Genomic DNA, 21,650 nt, shown 5'->3' with positions numbered 1-21,650 from the left:
CAGAGCGCACTTACTAGATATTGGGGCCAAGTCCTGTGGTTGGAACAAGCACGCTCAAACGGAGCGGTACGCCGCCTAGGGCAGAGCGATGTCGACGATGACCGGAAGGTGGTCAGAGATCGCACGCGCCTCGGGATCAGTGTGACTGCTTAGCAGGGCTTCCGGCGGTGAGAGATAGACACGATCGAGCTGGAAAATTGGCAGCCACGAGGGAAAGGTGCGGTGGCGACTGCAGCCCGGCAGGACGCTCGCCAGGCTGCGACGCACGGAGCCTGCCCAGAGCCAGTCATTGAAGTCACCGAGCGCGATTGTCGGGCGGTCCAATGCACCCAGCATCCCGAGCAGTGCGCCCGCTTGGCTGTGGCGCTCGCGCAGGCTCAAACCCAGATGCGTAGCGATCACGCGCAGCAGACCATAAGGAGTAGCGACGTCGCTACAGATCGCGCGCCGCGGTTCGCGCTCCGGATACGAGAGATCGTGGATCTCGGTATTGGTCAGGGGCCAACGACTGATCAGCGCCTGGCCGTAGGCGCCATCCGCCGTAATCACCGTGCGCGCGCCCACGCCGTGGTTACCCAGTGTTTCCTGCAGCACATCGAACGGATCGCCGACGTGAGCCTCGCGCACCCGACGCGAATCGATCTCCTGCAGAGCCACGATATCGGGGGCATGGCGCTTCACCAGGGCCAGGACGCGATCGAGGTCGAAGCGCGGATTGCGACCGAGCGCGCCATGGATATTCCAGGTCATCACACGGACACGACTCAAGGGGCGTCGCCTCCGAGACGTGACACGGCGGCCTGCGCGGCAAGAGACAGGCCAATCCAGGCAGCGACACAGAGCGCCAATAGCGCGATCTCGCTGGGAACGGGATGAGTGAAGACCCGCACGATGCGGTCGCCCATCAGGCAGAGGGCGACTAGGCCTGGCCCCATGCCGATCAAGGTACCGAGAACAAAGTCGACTGGACGGATAGAACTTGCGCCAGCAGCGAGATTTACCAGGGTGAAGGGCGCGATCGGCACGACTCGAAGCGCCACCATCGCCAGTAGGCCTCGTCGGCGCAGCCGCGCGCGCAGCTTATCCCAGCGTGCCCCCAGCAATCCTGCGAGCGCCTCCTGCCCGAACCGATCACCCAGCGCGTACATGACGAGCGCGCTCGCCGCCGCACCCAGGGTGGCATAGAGCATGCCGAGCCACGGACCAAACACGGCAGCCGTTGCAACAATCATGACAGTGACCGGGAATGCCACTGCGCCGCCAACTAGGAATGCCGCGATCACGAATAGAAAGGCCCACGGTGCGCCACGAGCAGCGGACAGAAAGTCGCCAACCTGGTCAGGCTCGGCCAAGCCAGACAGGCCAGTGATTTGCCAAGCAAGTGTCAGCGCGACAACCAAGGCGGCTGCGAGGCCAAGCTTCAGCGCCGGCCCACGCGGCAAGACCCGGCCACCATGCAGGACCAGACGCGGCAGGACGCGGCCAGCCAGGCGCCCGAGCCGCAGCGGCCTCACGGGGTCGGCGACCCGTTCTGCGAGGCGGGCAAACAGGCTGTGATCCGGGAGGCCGTCCTCGATCGGCCGCAAACGATGACCACCGGCGGACAAGGTGTCGACGGCGCGCACAAGTGAACCATGAGCAGCCAATACCGCCGTCACCTCTTCCGACGGCACGCCACAATGTTCGCCCAGCAACCGATCACGGATCCGCACGATGGCCGCGCGCTCATCATCGTTCACTGCCTCCACGGCGAGATCGCATTCGGTGTCCGCGCCCATCGATCGGTTATTCATATTGGCCGACCCCACGCGCAGGAAGATGTCGTCGATCACCATGATCTTTGAGTGGATCATCGTATGCGTGGAGCGACCGTCCCGCTCCACCGACGGATAGACCAGTCGCACCCTGTCACCACCCGCGGCCTTTACGGTGCGCCAGAAACGGATGCGGCCGTTGCGCATGGTGCGACGCTCGACGAAGGAATCGTGGCTACGGGGCGCCACGATCACGACCTCAAGGGCCGGATGCCGCCTGAGCTGAAGCGCCAGGCGCGCGGCAATGCGGGGCGAGGTCGCGAACTGGTTTTCTATATAGATCGAGCGCTCGGCATGGCTGATCGAGTCGAGGAATAATGCCTCGACCTCGTGAACAGCCGCCTCGCCGTTGTAGCGTGGCTGAGTGCGGGCAATGCCGATGCCGATATCGGTGAAGTCCGGCCGATAGCTGTCCGGCCAGGGATCACCGTATGGCTCGATCGCGGGCTCGCCTCCCTTGGCATGACACCAGCGTTGCCGCGCCAGCAGCGCCAGCGCACGCGCCGCCTCGCCGTCGACCATCATTTGGATGTCGTGGAACGGCCGATAGGGCTCACCTGAAGGATCGACACGCCGTGCATTGTCGAGTTCATGCTTCGGGGTATCCCAGCGGCGGATAGTAAGATCGAGACCACCTGAAAAGGCCAATGCATCGTCGATCACCACGAGCTTCTGGTGCTGCGAAGAGCCGAAAGGAACAGTTGAGTCGAGGCACAGGGTGACCTGCTCGGGTAGCTGCCATTGCAGGGAGAGCCGCGGCAAGGGCTCACGTTCGTGGGCATAAAGCAGGGAGTAGTCCCAGAGGAGGAGATGAACCTTCAGATCAGGCCGGGCTTTCACCAGATCGGCCAGGAAGGCTGCGAGACTGGCGGGATGACCATCGGCCAACGGCTCGTCGCCCTGAAGCTTCGTGCGACTGTCGATGTCCCAGCCGACAATGAAGATACTGTGCTGGGCCTTGAGGAAAGCCTCGCGTACAGCCGCAAAAAAGGCCGCGCCGTCAACCAGGACGGCAGCTCGACAGGCACGTTCTATCCGCCATACCGTGCGGCCCGGCTGGAGGATGGCCGAATTCATTCTCGTCTAACGCGCAACCAAGCGCAACGATCCCTACCCAGGCGCTGATTTCCTAACGCTGGTCGATTTCACCATCGCTCAGGAGGCTGGCCGCCAGAGCACCTTCCATCGCCTCATCCAGGCGGAACGTCCGTTGTGTCGCCCATTCAGGATAGCGATCGGTCGCCCCAGCGTGCACGGACACAGCGAAGACGTCTGCGTCCTGCGTCTCTTCGAAGACACAAAGGATCTCTGGGAAGCCACTGGCTCGCGACACGGTGAGCAAGTAGGCGCCGGCCAGATCGTAACTGCGCAAGACCCGACTGACGAGATCGCGTATGGCGCGCAAACGCAGCGAGCCCACCTCGTCGGCGCCAACGCTCGTCACAACAGCGACCACAAGATGACCAGCGTGGCCATGTGACAGGAGAAAAGCGGGCCAAGAAACTGCACTCATGAACAAAGAACGCGCACGCGTGACAACCGCTGCATGATTTGTGCTGCGGCAGGATCAGCCTTGCGTCATGGCGCAGCGAGAAGCTGCCGAGTCAGATCGGCGCAGGGGACGTCCTTTGCTGAGCCGAAGACCGGCGTTGGAAGGGGAAAGACCCGGCCCAGTGCAATGCGCGGCTCGCGGAGCTTGCCTTCGACCATGACCGCGCCATGCAAGTCGAGTAGGTCGAAGCTCTTAGGGTCCGCGTCTACTTCGACTTTCACCGTCTGGCTCTGCAGCGAAACCTGCCCCCTGACGTAGAGCACGGATTTCTGGGTATCGAGCAGGGTGCGATCGAAGGTGACCATGCCCTTCTGGAAGTTCAACCGTCCCACCGCGCACTTGATCGGGATGCGATTGTCGCCCGTCACATAGAGGACAAGTGCGTCGAATATCTGCAAGCCGGCCAAGCTCACCATCAAGCTACTGACCGAACCACCGCCAAAGGCAAAAGCCATGTGGCCATCGGCTGAGCCCATCACCTGCGCGAGCGAGCGGCCGTTGCCGGCGAGCGCGACACGGCCGTGCACCTTGCCCTGCGTGGTGTCGAAGTAGCGCGACTCGCGGAAGAAATTCTTCAGTTCGATGTCGGTCAGCACTAGGTTGGCGCGAACCCGTGGATTGTCGGCGCGTGCGTCGATGGTCAACTCGCCCGCTATCGCACCGCCTCCCAGTACTCGCATGGTAAGCGGCTTCGCCATTGCCTTGCCATCCTGGATCATGACGCGGAAAGCGAGGGCCTGCACCGGCAGCCAGGGAGGCGCGACCACCCGTTTGGCGTCCAGGGTCACGTCCATGTTCATGGCCCGCAGCTTCTCGGTGTGTAGCGGGATGTTGGGGAAGAGGTCGCCCTTGGCCTCGAGTTGTTGCTGTGTCTGGGCCTGCTTGGCCGAGACATTGGCCTTGCGAGCCGGCGGCGCGCCCACAAGCGGTGCCAGATCCTCAAAGACTAGTTTCTGTGAGACCAACTTTGCGGTCAGGAACTCGGGCTTGCGGCGCTCATCGATCGTCACCTCACCGGTGAGGTCGCTCTCGCCGACACGCCATTTCGACTTGACGAACTTCCAGAGGCCGGGCTCGCGCTCGAGCTTGCCGCTGATAACGTAGGGAGGCGTCGGCGGCCCGGGAATGCCCAGCAGTGGGTAGATGTCAGAGAGGTTCGGCCCTTGAAGGGTGAGATCGACATCGGCACCCGTCCACTGGAAGGGATCCTGCACCGTACCCTTGGCTTTGAGCTTGGTCGCACCGAAGACGACGTCGAGATCGACCGGATAGGGCTGCTCTGTATCGCGCAGCGCCAGTGCCGAGCCGCCAACGAAACGCAGGCTAAGCGGTTGGCCCTCCAGCTTTCCTTTCAGCTCCAATTCGGCCTGCGCCTGCTCACCCGCTTTGCCGGTGGCCGTCGACACGGTACCGTCGAGCTCGAGCTTTCGCTTGGGGTCGCGGTAACCGAGCATGCCGTCGGTGATTTCGAGCATGCCGATCAGTGGCGTCTCGTAGCGATTGTCCGGCTCGATCGCCTTGACAGCTCCCGTAGCCACCGGGGTTTCGCCCATGCTCCAATTGAGCTGCTCCTTGTCACCAACCTCGATCTCGATCTGGGGTTTGCGCAGCACGAGGCGCGGAAGTACGAGATCACCCTTCAAAAGGGGCCAAAGGCGGATGTCGAATTCGACCTGCTCGACCTTCAGCATGTGCGGGGCTTTACCCCATTCGGCATTGGCGACCTCGACGCCGTCCAACCGCACGTTTGTCGTCGAGCCCCATTCGAAGGTGACCTGCGCGATGCGCGTCTTGCGGCCGGTATAGTCGCTGGCGTGCCCCTCAATCTGGTCGCGAAGCCATTGAGAGGTCGCAACAAAATACAAGGCGCCGGCCGCCACTACGGCCAACCCCAGCACAATGCCGGCCGACCAGGCCAACGCCTTAGCGATGCGCCTCATTGCAGCGAAACGAGACAAACGGCGGCGTGGTTGCCGCCAAAGCCAAAGAGATTGGTGTGTGCCGCCTTAGCCAGATAGCATTCGACTCACGCCTCGCCGTTGCGCCCCAACCGCTTCAACCACCGCTGCATCCGCGCTCCTTGTGCATGTCCAAAGCACGAAGATGAGCAGCGATAATTGCCGGGCCGGCGACCACGACGATCTGATCGAGAACCCCCGACTCGAAAACTCTGGCACGCATGGAAAGAGAAGGCTTTCCATCCTGCGCGCCGGCGCGGGTCACAGTCATGAGCACCCCCCAAGATCGGCCAGTCGGTGGCGAAGTGGGTGGCACCAGGGATGGTGGGGCTGGCGGTAACGCGCTCAACGGCAGTTGTTCCACATCGACGAGGAAAGCTGCGGCAGCTTCTGCAGCAAACAACGTCATCGAGAATGAATTGGCGCCTTCGGCCAAGCGGTGGACCAAGTGTCCTAGCGCAGCCACAGGCAGCATCGTCAGCGGCGGCAAGCTGACCGGCTCTGTGCCCTCCCGCGTCGCAATCTCCCCTTGGATCTCGCCGTCAGTCCGTCGAAGGGTACCCTTCGTTTGATGCTCTGCGCCATTCAGGAACTGGAAAGTGCTGTAGCGCAACCCTTTCCCCTGTCCGTCTTCTTCACCCTCGGACCGGAAGGCGAGATCGACCTTGAAAGAAGGAGTCAGGGACACATCGGAAGTGATGCGGCGCTGAATCCGCCACACATTGCAATCTGAAGTAAGGTCTTGAACTGCCGTACCCACGCGAGGTGCATTCGCGGCAGTACCCAAACGCAACGAGTACTCGGCACGATGTGGTTGGGGTTGCGCACTTGCGACGTGCGAGACCAAAAGCCCGACGATGACGATCAAGAAGGGCCGAGCAGCCTTCATCGTCAGCCCTTCCCACCTTCCGGCGAAGCCGGACGCGCAAGCAGCGCGGGGCGGAACAGCAAAGTTACGAGAAGCTCCCAACCGAGCGAAAGCATCAGCAGGCGCCCCATGCTGGCCGTGCCCGGATGGCTCGAAAGCCATAGCGCGCCGAACGCCGTGGCGGTGGTCAGTGCACTGAAGACGACGGCTCGCATCAGGCTCGACTGCAGCGGCGCAGTCTCGCCGGCCCGCCATGCCATCACGAAGTAGATGTTGAAGGCGACGCCAACCCCGAACAGCAACGGCAGGGCGATGATGTTGGCAAAGTTCAACGGCAGATCGAGGACGGCGCAGGTAGCAAAGGTTAGCAGCCCGCTCAGGAAAACAGGCGCCATGGTGAGCGAGACGTCCCACACACGGCGCAGCGAGATCAGTAGTATTGCGATTATGGCAATGGCTGAGTACGTGCCTGCCTGCAAGAAAGCGGTCACTACGCTGTCACCCGCGGCGCGGATCGAGATGGGCACGCCCGTGGCGTCAGGTGAGATCTTCTGGACGGCCTGGGCGAAACGCCAAAGCGCCTCATCCGTTTCCTGATTTGCGTGCGGATAGGCCTGGATGCGCGCGCGGCCATCCTTGGTTAGCCAGTCGGCGACCAGGTCGGCCGGCAGCGATTCGACAGTAACAGGGCCAGCTTGCAGGAGTGCGCGGACCCGGTCGAGCATGACACCGAGAGGCGTCACGACCACTGCGGCTGCACGCGACCGAACTTCCGGCGCCGCCTGCCGCAGACGCCCCAGCGCATCCGCGAGCCGACGTGCGGCCCGGATGGCGGACTCCGACGCCTCGCCTGCCGTCACCGCCTGTGTCAATGCTGCCGATGTCGCCGCGAGGCTTTGCACAAGTTCCGCGTCGGATGGAGGCGAAACGGGCTTCGCGCCAAGGATCGGAGCCAGACGTCCAGCAGTCTCGCGGATGATCGCAAGCTTTTCTTCCTGCTGTTGGGGCACGAAGCTCTGGAGAGTGACCGTCCGCGCAACTTCCGGGAGCTCGCCGAGCCGGCGCACCATCGGCTGCGCATCGGCGAGCGATGGCACCAGGACGTTAATGGTATTGAGCGTCCAGCTCGGATCCGACGTCAAATCCCGCAGCGTCACCATGGATTCGACCGTAGGACTCTTGAGATGCAAGGGATTGAAATCAAAACGCAGAAGCGGAAGCAGCGCCGTTGCTACGACCGCCAGGACAAGGCCAACAGCCAAGACGACACGCCGATTGTGTCCGAGAAATGCCTCGACCGGCGCGAGCGCGGCGTAGCCCACCTCCTCCATGCCGCCGGCTCGGGGGCGGAAAAGGCTGAGCAGCGCCGGCAAGAGCGTAATACTGAGGACAAAGGCGACCGCCATGCCAAGTCCGGCGATGGTGCCGAGTTCGGCCACGCCGATATAGCTGGTCGGGAGGAAAGCGAAGAAACCAACGCCGATGGCGGCAGCGGCGAGCGCCAAGGGCAACCCTACTCCCCGGCCTGCGGCGGCCAGCGCAGCGCGAATCTCGGGATGGAAGCGTCGCTCGGCGAGAAAGCGCACGCTGAGCTGGATGCTAAAATCGATGCCCAGTCCGACAAAGAGCGGGATGAATGCGACTGATATCAGGTTGAAGCGACCGGTCGCCAGCAGCCCCAGGCCCGTGGTGATGATCAGTCCCAGCACCGTCGTCGCGAGGATCGCGAACACGACGCGGGCCGAGCGGACCGCCAGCCACAGAATCCCCAGCAGAGCCGCGATCATCGCGGCCGTAACCAGGTGCCAATCTTCCGCCAGTGACGCGAACTCCTCGTCCCCGAGAGGGACTGGCCCGGTCAGATGAACGCTGACACCATTGGCTGGACCGAGGCCAAGTTCTCGGGCCGTTGTTCGAATGGCATCGCTCGCGGCCGCGCCGGGTTGGAGTGCCCTGTAGTCCATGACCGCCTGGACGACGAGGACACGTCGCGTCTGGAGAGGTCTCGCCTGGCCGCGGCTCATCAAGGTCTGCCACGAAAAATAGGCAGGTTCGCCGGCCATTACCTTGTCGAAGGTAGTTGCGAGTTCCGTCATCAAGGGCTCGACATCGGCCAGCTTCGCCTGCCCATACCGCACACCTTCGAGAATCGCGGTGAGCGAGGCCAAGACACCGCGCAACGACGGGTCGGCGGCAGTCGATGCCAGGAAGAACTGCGAACGAAGCAGCCCTTCGGTCGTCGCCCTTACTTCTTCAACCGGGAGGAACAGTAGCCCGTTGCGATCGAAGAACGAGCCGCCGTCAGGTCGCCGCACGCTGTGGAACAGCTTAGGGTTACCGGCAAGTGCCTTGGAAAGGCGCGTTGCCGCATCTTCCGCCAGTTCGGGTGTCGCCCCATCGATCACCACGATCGTGAGCCTTTGCAACGACGGGAATGCCGCCTCGTACGCCAGTTCCCGCTGTCGCCATTCGTGCTTTGTCGAAATCAGCTCCGCAGTATCGGTGGTCATGGCAAAGTGACTCGCCGCATACAGAAGCGCGGCAACCGACAATCCCCCAGTGACCAGGAGGACAATCAGCGGATATCGCGCGCTGGCAGCGACTAGGCGGCCGACCAGGGAACTCAGCATTAGTTAGCAACCTATGGCCGGCAGACCGGCAATGTTCCAAGAAGTCATCTTGCTCAAGCCAGGGCGGGTCAGCAGGCCACGTGCGAATTCGTCGGCACACTGGCCACCTCCTCCAAAGGAGGCGTATTCATTGAAGATGCAGGTGTGATCCCGGCAGCCTGCGAGGAGCGGTGTCCTGGATTGTACGGTCATGGACAAGTTCTCAGCGCTTGATCGCTGAACAGGCGGCATGCACATTGCAAGAGAGCCTATTCGCGATCTATCTCAACTTTCTTCGGTAGTGATTGCATTGGGGAGCTGCGGGCCCCCTCAAAAGCAATCCGAAGGCTTGCGTCCAAGGCCACAGTAGCGGACAATTAGTAGTGTCTGCAAATGCTCCAGTTCTTTGGTGCAGACTTCTCTGGTTGGCCCGCTAGCTCCGAGTGAAGTTATTGCGCTCCTTGCAAAACAGCTCGGGAATATCGACCTCTAGCGACTGCTTGCCCCCATTGAGGAGTTGATCTGAATGCGAGTCCTAATGGCTCAACCCCGAGGCTTTTGTGCGGGGGTTGTACGGGCAATCGAGATCGTGGAGCGGTCGCTCGAGAAATTCGGCGCGCCGGTATATGTTCGGCATGAGATCGTACACAATCGGCACGTCGTCGAAAGGCTCGAGCGAATGGGGGCCATCTTTGTCGACGAGTTGACAGAGATTCCCGATGGCGCCGTGACTATCTTCAGCGCCCATGGTGTGGCGCAGTCGATAATCGACGAGGCGAAATCGCGGGGCCTGCCGGTTCTCGATGCAACCTGCCCACTCGTGTCGAAGGTCCATTTTCAGGGCAAGCGTTATGTCGCGAACGGAAGGACTCTGGTCCTAATTGGTCATGCGGGCCATCCGGAAGTGGAAGGCACCATGGGGCAGATACGCGCGAAGGTTCATCTGGTTTCCACGGTGGACGATGTTGCAAAACTCGATCTACCCGACGACACGGCCGTGGCGTACGTCACCCAAACGACGCTCAGCGTCGACGATACTCGCGGGGTCATTGCCGCATTAAAGGCGCGGTTCCCTGATCTCCAGGGGCCCGATGTCTCGGACATCTGCTACGCGACGCAGCATCGCCAGTCGGCAGTCAGGGAATTGTGCGAAGTGGCGGACCTGCTCCTGGTCGTCGGAAGCCGCAACAGTTCCAATTCCAATCGATTGCGCGAGATCGGGGTCGAACACGGGTTGCCCAGCTACCTGATATCCGACGGCAGCGAACTCGACGCGGCCTGGTTAGCGGGTGTGAACACCGTCGGCCTAACGGCGGGAGCCTCGGCACCTGAGGAACTCGTTCTGGATGTGATCGAGTCACTACGCCGACACGCCGACGTTCAGGTCGAGCAAATGGACGGCGTACGCGAGGATATCGAGTTCCGGCTGCCCGCCGAACTCAGGTCGATGTCGACGCGCAAGGTCACCGTGACGTCCGAGCAATAGCGAGCAAACCCGTGGGAATTCCTCTTCATCAGGCTGCCCGCATCGGCACCTATCTTGTTCGCCAGCATCTCAGCGGACGCAAGCGCTACCCTCTCGTCCTGATGCTGGAGCCGTTGTTCCGCTGCAACCTTGCCTGTGCTGGTTGCGGCAAGATCGATTACCCGGCCGAGATTCTCGATCAGCGTCTGTCGTACGACGACTGCATGACGGCGATCGATGAATGCGGCGCACCGGTCGTCTCGATTGCGGGCGGCGAACCGTTGCTGCATCGAGAGATGCCGCAGATCGTCAAAGGCTACCTCGCCCGGCGCAAATTCGTGATCCTCTGCACGAATGCCCTGTTGCTTGCCAAGAAGATCGACGACTACGAACCGCACCCCTCCTTCACCTGGTCAATCCATCTCGACGGCAATCGCGCCATGCACGACAAGTCGGTGTGCCAGAAGGGTACTTACGACAAGGCGGTCGAGGCGATCCGGCTGGCCAAGTCGAAGGGCTTCCGGGTCAGCATCAACTGCACGCTGTTCAATGATGCCGATCCTGCGGAGGTCGCGACCTTCTTCGACGAGATGCAGGATCTCGGGCTGGACGGCATCACCGTATCGCCGGGCTACGCCTACGAGCGCGCGCCCGACCAGAAGCACTTCCTGAACCGCACCAAGACCAAGGAACTGTTCCGCGGCATCCTGGCGAAGGGCAACGGCGGCCGGAAATGGCCATTCAGCCAGTCGATCAACTTCCTCAACTTCCTCGCCGGCAACGCCGCCTATCAATGCACGCCATGGGGGAACCCGACGCGCACCGTGTTCGGGTGGCAGAAGCCCTGCTACCTGCTGGGCGAAGGCTACGTTAAGACGTTCCGCGAACTCATGGACGACACCGAGTGGGACAAGTACGGCGTCGGCAAGTACGAAAAGTGTGCCGACTGCATGGTCCATTGCGGCTTCGAGGCCTCGGCGGTGAAGGACATGTTCCAGCATCCCCTGAAGGCGCTGGGCGTTGCCATGCGTGGCGTACGCACGACAGGCCCAATGGCCACCGACATTCCCCTGCAGGGTCAGCGCCGGGCAGAGTTCGTCTTCTCAGACCATGTCGAGCGGAAGCTAACTGACATTCGGACTGCCAAGTCCGGCGCCAAGACTGCGGTAGCCGCGGAGTAACGAGCGAAAGCCGCGCTCCGCTTCCAGCCCGGTCCGGATGAGGGCCGGAAGCTGCCAGGGCTCGACCAATAAGGAACGCAGTACGGCCCGCAGATCGACGCTGCCGTCCCGACGCATTCCTACGCGGGCGGCCGGCGGCAAGGTGCGGTGCGCCGCATCTGATATGACGCGCGCAGCAGCGAACGGCAGGCCGTGACGCGCGGCAACACGGGCCGCGACATGAGATTCCATGTCGACCGCAATCGCACCGGTAACGCCGAGCAGCGCGGCCTTCTGCGCTGCTGTGGCCACAATAGCATCGACGCCAAGCACCACGCCCCGGGTCGCCTGCGGCAAGAGAGAGGTCAGGCGCTCCGTCCACTCGGGGTCGGTCGGCAGCATGTCGTCACCGTGTCGAACGGCATTGGCCAGCACCCATTGTCCAGGGCGCAATCCGCGAGCCAGCCCGCCCGCGATGCCGATGCTGATGATGCCCTGCATGCCCGCCGCGAGCCGATCGAGAGTCATTTCCAGACGCGCATGATCGCCACCGCCCGTGACGACCTCCACACCGGGCCCAGCCAGGATCCGCCGCTCGCGCTTCAGTCCTGTGACCGCGAGGATCGTCACATGCCGTCTGCCACGCGCCGGCTGTTGGCGCGGCGCAGATTCCGGTAGCGGGCCAGCGCCCATAGCGGGAAGAACTTCGGGTACCCGTGGTAGCGCAGGTAGAAGACGCGGGGAAAACCGCCGCCGGTATAGGCATCCTGCTGCCACAGCCCCGTATCGTCCTGGGTACGTTGCAGATAGGCGATCCCGCGAGACACTGCGGGATGGTCCACTGCCCCTGCCGCCATCAGGCCCAGCAGCGCCCATGCTGTCTGCGATGCCGTCGATGCGGCGGGCTCGTAACCGCGGTAGTCGAGCTTGTAGCTGGTGCAGTCCTCGCCCCACCCGCCGTCATCGTTCTGGATCGCGATCAGCCAGTCCATCGCCTTGCGCACACTGGGCCTCGCCGCATCGAAGCCGGCGGCGTTCAGAGCGCACAGGGCCGACCAGGTGCCGTAGATGTAATTGACGCCCCATCGGCCGAACCAGCTCCCATCCGCCATCTGGTCGCGCTCGAGGTAGTCGATTCCGGCCCGCATCATGGGGTTTGCGGGCGTCTCGCCGAGTTGGCCGAGCATGCTGATGCAACGCGCGCTGACATCAGCCGTCGGCGGATCAAGCAAGGCACCGTGATCAGCGAAGGGAATGTTGTTGAGGTAGTGATCGACATTGTCGGCGTCGAAGGCGGCCCAGCCGCCGTTGTCGCTCTGCAGGCCTGCAATCCACTCGGTGCCGCGCGTGATCGCCTCATCGTAGCCGTCGCCCGCCGCGAACTGGCGGCGGGCCCGGTCCATCGCCATGACGACCACGGCCGTATCGTCGAGATCAGGATAGTGCGCGTTGCGGTACTGGAACGCCCAGCCACCGGGACGCACGTCTGGCCGCCGTTCGGCCCAGTCTCCCTTGACCTCCAGCTCCTGCAGCGGCTCGAGCCACTTCATGCCGCGCAGCGCCGCGGCAGAGGCTTCCTCGCCCTGCACTTCCATCATGGCGTGGCTCACGAGCGCGGTGTCCCAGACCGGCGAGACGCAGGGCTGGCAGTAGGCCTCGTCCTTTCGGATGACCAGCAGCTTCTCGATCGCCTGGCGGGCCGTCGCGCGATCCGGATGCTCCGGCGGATAGCCCAGCGCATCGAACATCATCACCGCGTTCGCCATGGCGGGATAAATCGCACCCAGCCCGTCTTCGCCGTTTAATCTCTCGCTGACAAATCGCACGCAGCGGTCGGTCGCACGGCGACGCAATGATTTCGGCCACAGCGGCTCGGCCACCTTCAGCACCTTGTCGAGGCCCTTGAAAAAGGTCGCCCAACCCCGATGCTGATGAGCCGCCCGGCTGTCGGCTGCTTTCCCTGTGGTGAAGAGCTCCCGGATGGCCACCTTGCGGGAGTTCCGTGCCCGCACGCGCCGGGCGGCCAACACGAGAAGCGGCACGATGACGGTGCGCGCCCAGTAGGACATGCGCGACAAGTGGATGGGGAACCAGCGCGGCAGTAGCACGATCTCCACCGGCATGGTCGGCACGTCGTTCCAGGAGAGTTCGCCAAACTGGGCCAGCAGGATGCGAGTGAAGACATTGGCTTGCCGTGCACCGCCATGCGCCAGGATCGCTTCTCTCGCCTTTGCCATGTGCGGCGCGTCCGAACTGTCGCCGATCATCTTCAAGCAGAAATACGCCTTCACAGACGCGCTGATGTCGAACGCACCGCCATGGAACAAAGACCAGCCACCGTGCGCACATTGGATCCGCCGCAGATAGACGCCGATCTTGCGTTCCAGTTCCGGTGCATCGGGTTCGCCAAGATACTGGCGCAGCAGCACATACTCGGCGGGGATCGTCGCATCCGCCTCGAGTTCGAAAACCCAATGGCCGTCCTCGCGCTGCTCGCGCAGCAATGCCTTGGCTGCGCGCTGGATGTCGACCTCGATCTCATCGAGAGGTCGAGTGGCCGTCGCAAGCTTGTCCATGGCCATGCCTTTACACGAGGGAAGCGGCCACTTCACCCGACCGCAACGCCCCTTCGATCGTCGCCGGCAGGCCGGTATCGACCCAGTCCCCTGCCAGGAAGAGGTTCGACCAGGCCGTACGCGCGCCCGGCCGTCGGGCGGCCTGGGCCGGCGTCGAGGCAAAGGTCGCGCGCTTCTCCTTCACGATCCGACATGCCGGAAGGGGCGCCGTCAGGCCGTAGGCGGCCGACACGTCACGCCACAAGATGCGGGCAAGGTCGTCGGCGTCCCTCTCCAGGAGATGGTCCGCGGCGCTGACGGTGACGGACATGCGGTCGGCGAGAGCGAATACCCATTCCGCCGTGCCGCCAGTCATCCCGACCATGGGCGGCGCTCCTGCCGGCGGCGCGATCCGAAAATGCGCGTTCACGATGGCATGAAATGCGTCGGGAACCTTCAGACCGGGCAGCAGTTTCCCGGCCGTCCAGGGCGGCACCGCGAAGATCACGTGATCCTCCGGACCCAAAAGTTCTTCACCTTCGTCGAAAGTCAGCGCGGCGGCGCGGTTTCCCTCAAATCGGACCGCCCGCAGCGAACGCCCCAGGCGGATGTCTGCTCCTGTGCGGTTCAGCCGATCGAGTGCCGGGTCGACGAATGCGGCGGCAAGGGTTGGCGTTGCGACGAGCGGATGCATGTATCTGCCGCCTTTCGCCAGGGTCTCGCGGACGATGGCACTCGCGAGGTCGGCCGACGCTTCCTCCGGTCTGGTATTCAGCGCGGAGATGAAGAGCGGTCGCAGGAACGTCTCCCAGAGAGGGCCATCGCAGCGAATGACTTCGTCGATCCGGCGGCCGGGATGGCGACGCATCAAGGCGAGAAGCCGCAAGTAATCGCGCAGAGCCGTCCCCGGCACCCGACGTCCTGCATCGAGGATCCACCAAGGAAAGCGCCCCTCATCGGGCCGGAAAACCCAGCGCCGATCTCTTTGACGATCGAGGAAGTGGAATTCAGGACGGCCGGGACCGGTCAACCTGTCCGCCGCCCCGATCTTGCGCATGTAGCGGGTGACGGCGGCATTGCCCGACAGCACGAGATGGTTGCCGTTGTCGATCACCATGTCGAGGAGCCCGTCGTAGAACGAGCGGCATCGTCCCCCCGCCTGCTTCGCGGCCTCGGACAGGGTGACGGGAATGCCGCGGTCCGCCAGGGTCACCGCGGCCGACAAGCCGGCCAGTCCGCCACCGACCACGTGAACTCGCGCGGGCAAGGTCATCCGAACACGGCGCAACGCGCGACGATGTAGAGCAAATGCGGTTTGCTGATTCGTGCGCGCGTGCGCGGCGGCGCCCAACCGTCGCCCAGCATGCGCCCCAGCAGCGTCCGATACACGGCGGCCATCAGCCTCGGCGCCAGGAGATGGCCGCCGGGCCGAGCACGCAATACGCTTTCGGCTGCTTCAAAATGATCGAGTGCCTGGGCGGCGAGCGCCCGGCAGGCGCCATCGACCCTCGGATCCGCGATGACGGCAACCGGATCGTCGGTGACAATTCCCGCTTTCGACAGAAGCTCGCGTGGCAGGTAGAGGCGGCCGATCGCGGCGTCCTCGTCGAGGTCGCGCAGGATGTTGGTGAACTGAAGGGCGTGGCCCAGCCGATGCGCCAGCTCGAGCCCGGGCGCCTCGTTCATGCCGAAGATGCGCGTGGACAGACGGCCGACCGCACCTGCGACGCGGCTGCAATAGAGGTCGAGAGTCGCCAGATCGGGCGCGCGGATGTCGGCTGCGACATCCATGTCCATCCCGTCGATCACGCCCAGGAAGTCGGCTTGCCTCAGGCGGAAATCACGCACGGGGCCCTGCAGAAAAGCCGCCTGGCCGGCCGGGCGACCGGCATAGAGCGCATCCAGGTCCTTGCGCCATTCGGCGAGCGCCGCGGCCCTCGCCTGACGCGGCCGAGTGCCGTCGTCGGCGATGTCGTCGACCAGCCGGCAGAACATGTAGATCGCGAACATGGCCTGGCGCTCGGCCTTCGGCATGAGCAGCATGGCCGTGTAAAAGGAGCTTCCGGATATCCGGGCCTTGAACTCTGCGGCATCGGCCTGCGCGGCATCGGTCATCCGCGACCTCCGTGCAGGCTTGCCGGCCCCTGGCCGAACAGCCGGCCCAGGCGCCGCCCGGCGACGCGCAGGCCACCGAACATCGCCAGGACGAGCGCCTCACCTGGGCGATGATGGACGCGCTGGGAAAGCGGGTCGCGCCGCGTAAGGCGACGGGTGAGGCTTTCCGCCAGGTTCTGAATGGCCCCCACTTCGAGGGCCAAACGCCGGTCGGCAATCTGATCGGCAAAAGGCCGCGCGTGATCGAGCAGCGTGCCGGTCCGTCGCGCGAGACCCGCGATCACCGTCTTCAGCTTCGGCGAGGCCTGGGGGGCCGAAAGCGCCTCTACGCGGAGGCCGACCTCTGCGAGGACGTCCAGGGGGAGATAGACACGATCGAGTTCGCGATAGTCCTTTGCGCAATCCTGCAGATGATTGATCACCTGCAGAGCGGCGCAGAGCGAATCGTTGAGCGGCCAGGTCCTGGGCGATTCGCCATGCAGGTCGAGCACGAAGCGGCCGACCGGCGCCGCCGAATAGCGGCAATAGTCCATCAGTTCCGCCCAGTCGGCATAGCGGTGCTTGCCGACGTCACGCCGGAAGGCTTCCAGAAGATCGAGCGCGTGCCGGTCGGTCAGGCCGCGTTTCTGCAGCTCTGCGCGCAGAGCCCCGCCTACGCGACTGGCATCGGTATCGCCGCGCAATCCGGCTTCCATGCGATCGAGTTCGGCATACTTCTGGTCGGCACTCGCCGTCTCGTGGTCCGCGACGTCATCCGCCGCCCGCGCGAAACGATAGAAAGCAAGGATCGCCGGGCGCAGCTCCGCGCGGATTAGGCGCGAGGCAACCGGAAAATTCTCGTCCGTGTGGCCCTTGCCCGACGTGAAATCAAACTCGACCGTCACGTCTCCCCCGTGATGGCCTGCGCGCGGCCTTTCCACATGCCCCCCCGGCCGCGCCAGACATCAAGCGCGGACTGTACGGTGAACATTGTATAGGCGGCACCGATGGCGGGAAGCGCCAGCCCCCAGAGCGGCATGAGCCGATAGAATCGCACGATGGGCTGGAATGAGAGGGCCATCAGCACCCAAGCCGCCAATCCAGCCCAGCGCGCCGGCCCCGTGGCAAACAGCGCGAGCAGCGGTGGCGCGAGATAGATCAGTCCCATCCCGGCCACGGTACCAGCAAGCAATAAGGGGGAGTAGCCGAGCTGGGCGTAGGCGGAGCGCGAAATCATGCGTCCGATGCTCCAGAAGCCGCCATAAGGACGCAGGCTCGTAGCCCGCCGGGTGAGACCGAGCCAGATCGATCCTTGTCGCTTGAGGCGACGTGCCAGCGCGCAGTCGTCGATGATTTCGGACTTGATTGCGGCAATGCCACCAGCGTGCTCCAGCGCATCACGGCGCACCAGCACGCAGCCGCCTGCAGCCGCGGCGGTGCGGTGGTCCCTTTGTGCGACCCAGGCGAACGGATAGAGCATCTGGAAGAAGAACACGAAGGCCGGGATGAGAAAGCGTTCTGCCCAGCTCGTGCAGGAAAGCTCCGCCATCAGGGATACGAGGACCCGATTTTCATACTCGGCGCGCGCAACGAGGCTGCCGAGATTGTCGGCCGTATGACCGATATCGGCGTCGGTCAGCAGGTAATAGTCGATTGGGTCGCCCGACATACTGGCCTTCTGGATTCCCTGCTCCAGCGCCCACATCTTCCCCGTCCAGCCGGCCGGCAGCTCTGCTCCCTGGACGACTTCGAGGCGCCGTTCGCCTCCCATCGAGCCTGCGATCTGCAATGCAGCGGCTGCCGTGCCGTCGTTGCTGCCATCGTCGACCAGTACGACGCGGAAAGACCCTGGATAGTCCTGACGCAACAGGCTCCCGATCGATCGCGCGATCACGTCCGCCTCGTTGCGTGCAGGAACCACCGCGACCACTGCTGGCCAGCGACTGGGCAACGGCATATCGGGCCCGTCGTCCCGCTCGCGAGCCCGCCAGAATCCGCCACGAGCCACGAGCAGGTAGAGCCAGGCGGCCAGGGCCAGAAAGCCGATGCACGTCCACACGATCATGCGAGGTATCCGGCACTCCGGAACCAAGCCAGAGCATCTGCGACGCCCTCCTTGTAGGACCGGCTGCGATAGCCCAGCTCGCGCTCCGCCTTCGCCGAGGTGAAGAACATTCGGTACTTCGACATACGGAGCCCGTCGATCGTCAGTAACGGCTCCTTGCCGGTGAGATGGGCCATGAACTCCGCACCTGCGGCGAGCGGGTAGAGCGGCAGGCGCGGCAACCTTACTTTCGGGGCGACACGACCGGTGAGGCCGGCCACGGTGCCGAGCAGGTCCCTCAGGGAGAGATTGTCGCCGCCCAGGATGTAGCGCTCGCCGATGCGGCCGCGTTCGAAGGCCAGCAAATGTCCTTCGGCCACATCATCGACATGCGCGAAGTTCAACCCCGTGTCGACGAAGGCCGGAATTCTGCCGCGCGCCGCGTCGAGTAAGATACGTCCCGTCGGCGTGGGCCGGATATCGCGCGGACCGATCGGTGTCGTCGGATTGACGATAATGGCGGGAAGTCCCTCGCGCAGGATCATGTCCTCGACGGCGCGCTCGGCCATGGTCTTGCTGCGCTTGTAGGCGCCTACCGCCTCCCCTGGGGTAAGCGCGGCTGTCTCGTCGACCGGTACGGTCGCGCCGGCTACCCGCAGCGCGGCCACGCTGCTCGTGTAGACGATGCGTTCAACACCAGCGAGCAACGCTTCGCGCTTGAGATTCAGCGTGCCTTCGACGTTGGCCCGCACGATTACCGCCGGATCGCGCGCCCACAGTCGATAGTCCGCCGCTACATGGAAAAGGTAACGGACGTCCTTCATCGCCCGCTTCAGTGACTCGCGATCAGTGAGATCGCCGACCACCACATCGCAGCCCAGCCCCTCCAGGTTACCGCGGGGACTCGTTGCACGGACGAGCGCACGTACTCGGGCACCGCGCGCGATCAGCGCGCGCACGACGGCCGACCCGAGAAAGCCCGATCCGCCTGTGACGAGAGTGAGGTCACCCGAACGTATGGATGCAGCCATTGACGCTTTACCTTTGGCACAACAAAGTCAGCCAGAATATCAACTAAGCCCGGTCATGTCGGCTGAGGCTTCTGCCGCTTCCAGAACCCGCTCACGCGCAGTGCAAATCGAACTAGCATTGGAATCGTTTTTGGGCGAACCAGACGGCCATCATATCCGGCGAAGCGACGGTCATTCTCCACCAAGCAAAGCCTCATGAGGTCAAAAAACCGCACTTCGACGGGGCTGACTGATTGCGCACCTGTCACGGTGAAATTGCTGTTCTGAGCCGAGCCATCCTTTTCTGAGCCCATACTGCGTGCGATGCCTATCCGCAGCCAGAAGATATGCAGCCACACCGCAACAACCCGACCCTCAAAATGGAGGCGCCGCCACCACGACAAGTTCGCGCGGTGCCAGGCGAGCCAGTTGGCGAACAGCAGAATGTGGCGACACTCTTCCTGAATGACAGGCTCGAATGTTTCCACGAGCTCTACCGGAAAAAAGCCGGACTGTTGAGCGAGGTGAAACAATCCGAAAGCAAAGAAGCTATCGATGCACTCGGAAAATCCGGTAACGAGATACGCCCACTCCAAGTCTCGCGCCTGAGTGTAGGGCGGTTCATCGGAGATCTGGATGCCGTAGGTGCGGACCAGATTGGTGAGAACCTCTTTGTGGCGATTCTCCTCCCAAGCGTTGAGCAGTATCGCCGAACGCATCTCCGCATCTGCAAGCGAATTGGCGTAAGCGGCAAAATGCAGTCGCGCCCTGCCTTCCGTATGCACGGCTATGTCCCAGATCGGCAGAGACCTCAAACGCCTCAGCTCTTGGTCGCTCATCTCAGGCCAGACAATGATCGAAGGCTGATAGGGATTGAACGTTTCCCTGAACATCTTTGAAACTTCGCGCTTGTGAACTTCGGACCCGGTTCGCCAGGCGCCCGGCTCATTACTCTGCCACTGACGGGAGGTTCGATAGGCTGCCTCGATAGTTCCAAACTTGACTGGCTCGGTGGCCCGTTTCGGTGGAACGAAATCTGCTAACAAAGCCTCGATCGCGTGTGTGTTAACGATAGTGTCGCTCATTTCTTCTCAATATCTCCATAGAGCGCACGCATCACTAGCTGAACACGGCACCCTAGCATGGCGACTGCCCCATGCTTGGCCGAGGTAATTAGCAGGCAGTTTCGCATTCAAACTGCAGATGAATGCACTTTAGCGAAGTGAGGATAAAGCCCTGTTTGCCGTCCTGATGAGCCTGACGAAATGCAGCTCAACTAACCGCTTCATCAAGGCGGCGTCGAGGCATTGGCCGTCGTCAATCGCCCGCAGAACGACAATTTTTGGGACCATCTGGATATTCTGGTTGCTTATCTAGTTATATGGTCTCTCATGGGTTGTTGATCGACAACAGCAACACCTTATCGGGCCGACCTCCCCTGCAGTCGCTCTCCGTACCTGCAATTGTTGAGATACTGACGGAACGCTCCGCTGCAGCGCCCGTTGAGAAGGCGCATCTCATAGGAGGTCCACATGCGTGTCCTGTTCGCCGCTGCAGCCCTCGCTGCGGCCACTGCCCTTGCTGCCCCCGCCTTCGTGCTGGCGCAGGGTACTCCCCAGACTGTCCAGCTTACCAAAGTCGACGTGGTGAAGATTGCGACCGGCTACCGCGCCAGCAAGGTCATTGGCTCGTCCGTCGTGAACGAGGCCAATGATACAGTCGGCAAGGTCGACGATATCATCATCGGCCAGGACGGGAAGTCGCCGTTCGTAGTGCTATCGGTCGGCGGTTTCCTTGGCATGGGCAACAAACTCGTTGTCCTGCCGTATGAACAGCTCAAGACCACTGGGGACAAAATCTTATTGCCGGGTGCCACCAAGGATGCGCTGAAGGCTCTACCGGAATTCAAGTACGCCTCCAGCTAACGATGGGCGCGCTCGCAGAAGAGTTCGCACATCCGACGTTCCTCGCCTTTCCAGTCATCGCCGCGCGGCTCCTGTTCGCGGCGGTCCTGGGAGCGCTCATCGGGTTTGAGCGAGAGTGGCGAAAGCGACCGGCCGGATTACGCACGCATATCCTGATCTGCGTGGCGGCGGCGACGTTCGGCGTGCTCACGATTGAGATCGTGCATACGCCGGTGTTCGGCCGCGAAGCGGTCGTGGCGGACCCGATCCGCGCCGTCGAGGCGGTCACGGCGGGCGTAGCCTTCCTGGCCGCCGGCACCATCCTGTTTGCGCGCGGCGAGGTCCAAGGGCTCACGACCGGTGCCGGCATGTGGCTGGCTGGCGCGGTCGGCCTTTCCTGCGGGTTGGGCCTTTGGCAGATCGCGGGCTTCGGCACGCTCCTGATCTTGGTCGTGATGGGCCTGCTGCATACTTTCGAAGTCAAGCTGGGCATTGCCGCCGACAAGAAAGACGACGAGGAACGCGACGGCCAGCGTAGTAAGGACAAGTCGCCGAAGTAGCGTAGTTCGATCCCTCGCAGCCTCCCGGCTTGTCCCCGGTGGTCGACGTCAAGGCTT

18 protein-coding genes are annotated in these 21,650 nt (G+C 63.1%); 4 read left to right on the top strand and 14 right to left on the bottom strand.

The window, feature by feature from the left end; genetic code table 11:
- Positions 1 to 75 precede the first annotated feature (75 nt).
- The 6 genes from EPO50_RS26545 to EPO50_RS26520 form a co-directional block, all read right to left on the bottom strand.
- Positions 76 to 768 carry an endonuclease/exonuclease/phosphatase family protein gene (locus EPO50_RS26545; RefSeq protein WP_296349226.1) on the bottom strand — a complete coding sequence of 231 codons (693 nt, stop codon included), beginning with the start codon at positions 766 to 768 and terminating at the stop codon, positions 76 to 78.
- Positions 765 to 2,891: a VTT domain-containing protein gene (locus EPO50_RS26540; RefSeq protein WP_296349224.1), complete on the bottom strand. Its 2,127-nt coding sequence runs from the start codon at positions 2,889 to 2,891 to the stop codon at positions 765 to 767. The genes EPO50_RS26545 and EPO50_RS26540 overlap by 4 nt, the downstream gene beginning before the upstream one ends.
- A gap of 52 nt (positions 2,892 to 2,943) precedes the next feature.
- Positions 2,944 to 3,270 carry a hypothetical protein gene (locus tag EPO50_RS26535; RefSeq protein ID WP_296349223.1) on the bottom strand — a complete coding sequence of 109 codons (327 nt, stop codon included), beginning with the start codon at positions 3,268 to 3,270 and terminating at the stop codon, positions 2,944 to 2,946.
- A 122-nt stretch (positions 3,271 to 3,392) separates the two neighbouring features.
- Positions 3,393 to 5,306: an AsmA family protein gene (locus EPO50_RS26530; RefSeq protein ID WP_296349221.1), complete on the bottom strand. Its 1,914-nt coding sequence runs from the start codon at positions 5,304 to 5,306 to the stop codon at positions 3,393 to 3,395.
- 115 nt (positions 5,307 to 5,421) lie between these two features.
- The gene (locus tag EPO50_RS26525) at positions 5,422 to 6,213 is read right to left on the bottom strand and encodes a DUF1849 family protein (RefSeq protein WP_296349220.1); all 792 of its coding nucleotides are present in this window, start codon (positions 6,211 to 6,213) and stop codon (positions 5,422 to 5,424) included.
- A gap of 2 nt (positions 6,214 to 6,215) precedes the next feature.
- Positions 6,216 to 8,822: an MMPL family transporter gene (locus EPO50_RS26520; protein WP_296349218.1), complete on the bottom strand. Its 2,607-nt coding sequence runs from the start codon at positions 8,820 to 8,822 to the stop codon at positions 6,216 to 6,218.
- 505 nt (positions 8,823 to 9,327) lie between these two features.
- On the opposite strand from EPO50_RS26520, the gene ispH reads away from it, so the two are divergent.
- Positions 9,328 to 10,287 (top strand): 4-hydroxy-3-methylbut-2-enyl diphosphate reductase, encoded by a 960-nt coding sequence (ispH, locus tag EPO50_RS26515; protein WP_296349216.1) that lies wholly within the window; start codon positions 9,328 to 9,330, stop codon positions 10,285 to 10,287.
- A gap of 11 nt (positions 10,288 to 10,298) precedes the next feature.
- Positions 10,299 to 11,447 carry an adenosyl-hopene transferase HpnH gene (hpnH, locus tag EPO50_RS26510; protein ID WP_296349215.1) on the top strand — a complete coding sequence of 383 codons (1,149 nt, stop codon included), beginning with the start codon at positions 10,299 to 10,301 and terminating at the stop codon, positions 11,445 to 11,447.
- Here hpnH and EPO50_RS26505 read toward each other — a convergent pair.
- From EPO50_RS26505 to EPO50_RS26470, 8 genes are read right to left on the bottom strand one after another with little or no spacing between them, the layout of a single operon-like run.
- Positions 11,391 to 12,056 (bottom strand): phosphorylase, encoded by a 666-nt coding sequence (locus EPO50_RS26505; protein ID WP_296349212.1) that lies wholly within the window; start codon positions 12,054 to 12,056, stop codon positions 11,391 to 11,393. The genes hpnH and EPO50_RS26505 overlap by 57 nt on opposite strands.
- Positions 12,053 to 14,002, bottom strand: a complete 1,950-nt coding sequence (gene shc, locus EPO50_RS26500) for a squalene--hopene cyclase (protein WP_296349210.1) — start codon at positions 14,000 to 14,002, stop codon at positions 12,053 to 12,055. The genes EPO50_RS26505 and shc overlap by 4 nt, the downstream gene beginning before the upstream one ends.
- Positions 14,003 to 14,012: 10 nt before the next feature.
- The gene (hpnE, locus tag EPO50_RS26495; protein ID WP_367268064.1) at positions 14,013 to 15,332 is read right to left on the bottom strand and encodes a hydroxysqualene dehydroxylase HpnE; all 1,320 of its coding nucleotides are present in this window, start codon (positions 15,330 to 15,332) and stop codon (positions 14,013 to 14,015) included.
- Positions 15,251 to 16,096 carry a presqualene diphosphate synthase HpnD gene (gene hpnD / locus EPO50_RS26490; RefSeq protein ID WP_296349208.1) on the bottom strand — a complete coding sequence of 282 codons (846 nt, stop codon included), beginning with the start codon at positions 16,094 to 16,096 and terminating at the stop codon, positions 15,251 to 15,253. Before hpnD ends, hpnE begins: the two co-directional genes overlap by 82 nt.
- Positions 16,093 to 16,980, bottom strand: a complete 888-nt coding sequence (hpnC, locus tag EPO50_RS26485) for a squalene synthase HpnC (RefSeq protein WP_296349207.1) — start codon at positions 16,978 to 16,980, stop codon at positions 16,093 to 16,095. Before hpnC ends, hpnD begins: the two co-directional genes overlap by 4 nt.
- Positions 16,977 to 18,140, bottom strand: coding sequence for a glycosyltransferase (locus tag EPO50_RS26480; RefSeq protein WP_296349205.1), 1,164 nt, complete (start codon positions 18,138 to 18,140; stop codon positions 16,977 to 16,979). Before EPO50_RS26480 ends, hpnC begins: the two co-directional genes overlap by 4 nt.
- The gene (gene hpnA / locus EPO50_RS26475) at positions 18,137 to 19,150 is read right to left on the bottom strand and encodes a hopanoid-associated sugar epimerase (protein WP_296349203.1); all 1,014 of its coding nucleotides are present in this window, start codon (positions 19,148 to 19,150) and stop codon (positions 18,137 to 18,139) included. The genes EPO50_RS26480 and hpnA overlap by 4 nt, the downstream gene beginning before the upstream one ends.
- Before the next feature lie 53 nt (positions 19,151 to 19,203).
- The gene (locus tag EPO50_RS26470) at positions 19,204 to 20,214 is read right to left on the bottom strand and encodes a hypothetical protein (RefSeq protein WP_296349201.1); all 1,011 of its coding nucleotides are present in this window, start codon (positions 20,212 to 20,214) and stop codon (positions 19,204 to 19,206) included.
- A gap of 447 nt (positions 20,215 to 20,661) precedes the next feature.
- Between EPO50_RS26470 and EPO50_RS26465 the strand changes: the two genes are divergently transcribed.
- Together EPO50_RS26465 and EPO50_RS26460 are read left to right on the top strand one after the other, a co-directional pair.
- Complete coding sequence (locus EPO50_RS26465) at positions 20,662 to 21,054, top strand: PRC-barrel domain-containing protein (protein WP_296349199.1); 393 nt, start codon at positions 20,662 to 20,664, stop codon at positions 21,052 to 21,054.
- 2 nt (positions 21,055 to 21,056) lie between these two features.
- Positions 21,057 to 21,593 (top strand): MgtC/SapB family protein, encoded by a 537-nt coding sequence (locus EPO50_RS26460; RefSeq protein ID WP_296349197.1) that lies wholly within the window; start codon positions 21,057 to 21,059, stop codon positions 21,591 to 21,593.
- The last annotated feature ends 57 nt before the right edge of the window (positions 21,594 to 21,650 follow it).

The sequence above is a fragment of the Reyranella sp. genome, from assembly GCF_004297405.1.
Classification (GTDB): Bacteria; Pseudomonadota; Alphaproteobacteria; order Reyranellales; family Reyranellaceae; genus Reyranella.
This window is presented reverse-complemented; position numbering and strand designations above follow the sequence as displayed.

Coding starts and splice junctions, on each gene's coding strand:
- EPO50_RS26460 (WP_296349197.1), top strand. CDS start 21,057: ATGGGCGCGCTCGCAGAAGAGTTCGCACATCCGACGTTCCTCGCCTTT.
- hpnA (WP_296349203.1), bottom strand. CDS start 19,150: ATGGCTGCATCCATACGTTCGGGTGACCTCACTCTCGTCACAGGCGGA.
- EPO50_RS26465 (WP_296349199.1), top strand. CDS start 20,662: ATGCGTGTCCTGTTCGCCGCTGCAGCCCTCGCTGCGGCCACTGCCCTT.
- EPO50_RS26470 (WP_296349201.1), bottom strand. CDS start 20,214: ATGAGCGACACTATCGTTAACACACACGCGATCGAGGCTTTGTTAGCA.
- EPO50_RS26480 (WP_296349205.1), bottom strand. CDS start 18,140: ATGATCGTGTGGACGTGCATCGGCTTTCTGGCCCTGGCCGCCTGGCTC.
- shc (WP_296349210.1), bottom strand. CDS start 14,002: ATGGACAAGCTTGCGACGGCCACTCGACCTCTCGATGAGATCGAGGTC.
- EPO50_RS26520 (WP_296349218.1), bottom strand. CDS start 8,822: ATGCTGAGTTCCCTGGTCGGCCGCCTAGTCGCTGCCAGCGCGCGATAT.
- EPO50_RS26525 (WP_296349220.1), bottom strand. CDS start 6,213: ATGAAGGCTGCTCGGCCCTTCTTGATCGTCATCGTCGGGCTTTTGGTC.
- EPO50_RS26530 (WP_296349221.1), bottom strand. CDS start 5,306: ATGAGGCGCATCGCTAAGGCGTTGGCCTGGTCGGCCGGCATTGTGCTG.
- ispH (WP_296349216.1), top strand. CDS start 9,328: ATGCGAGTCCTAATGGCTCAACCCCGAGGCTTTTGTGCGGGGGTTGTA.
- hpnD (WP_296349208.1), bottom strand. CDS start 16,096: ATGACCGATGCCGCGCAGGCCGATGCCGCAGAGTTCAAGGCCCGGATA.
- EPO50_RS26540 (WP_296349224.1), bottom strand. CDS start 2,891: ATGAATTCGGCCATCCTCCAGCCGGGCCGCACGGTATGGCGGATAGAA.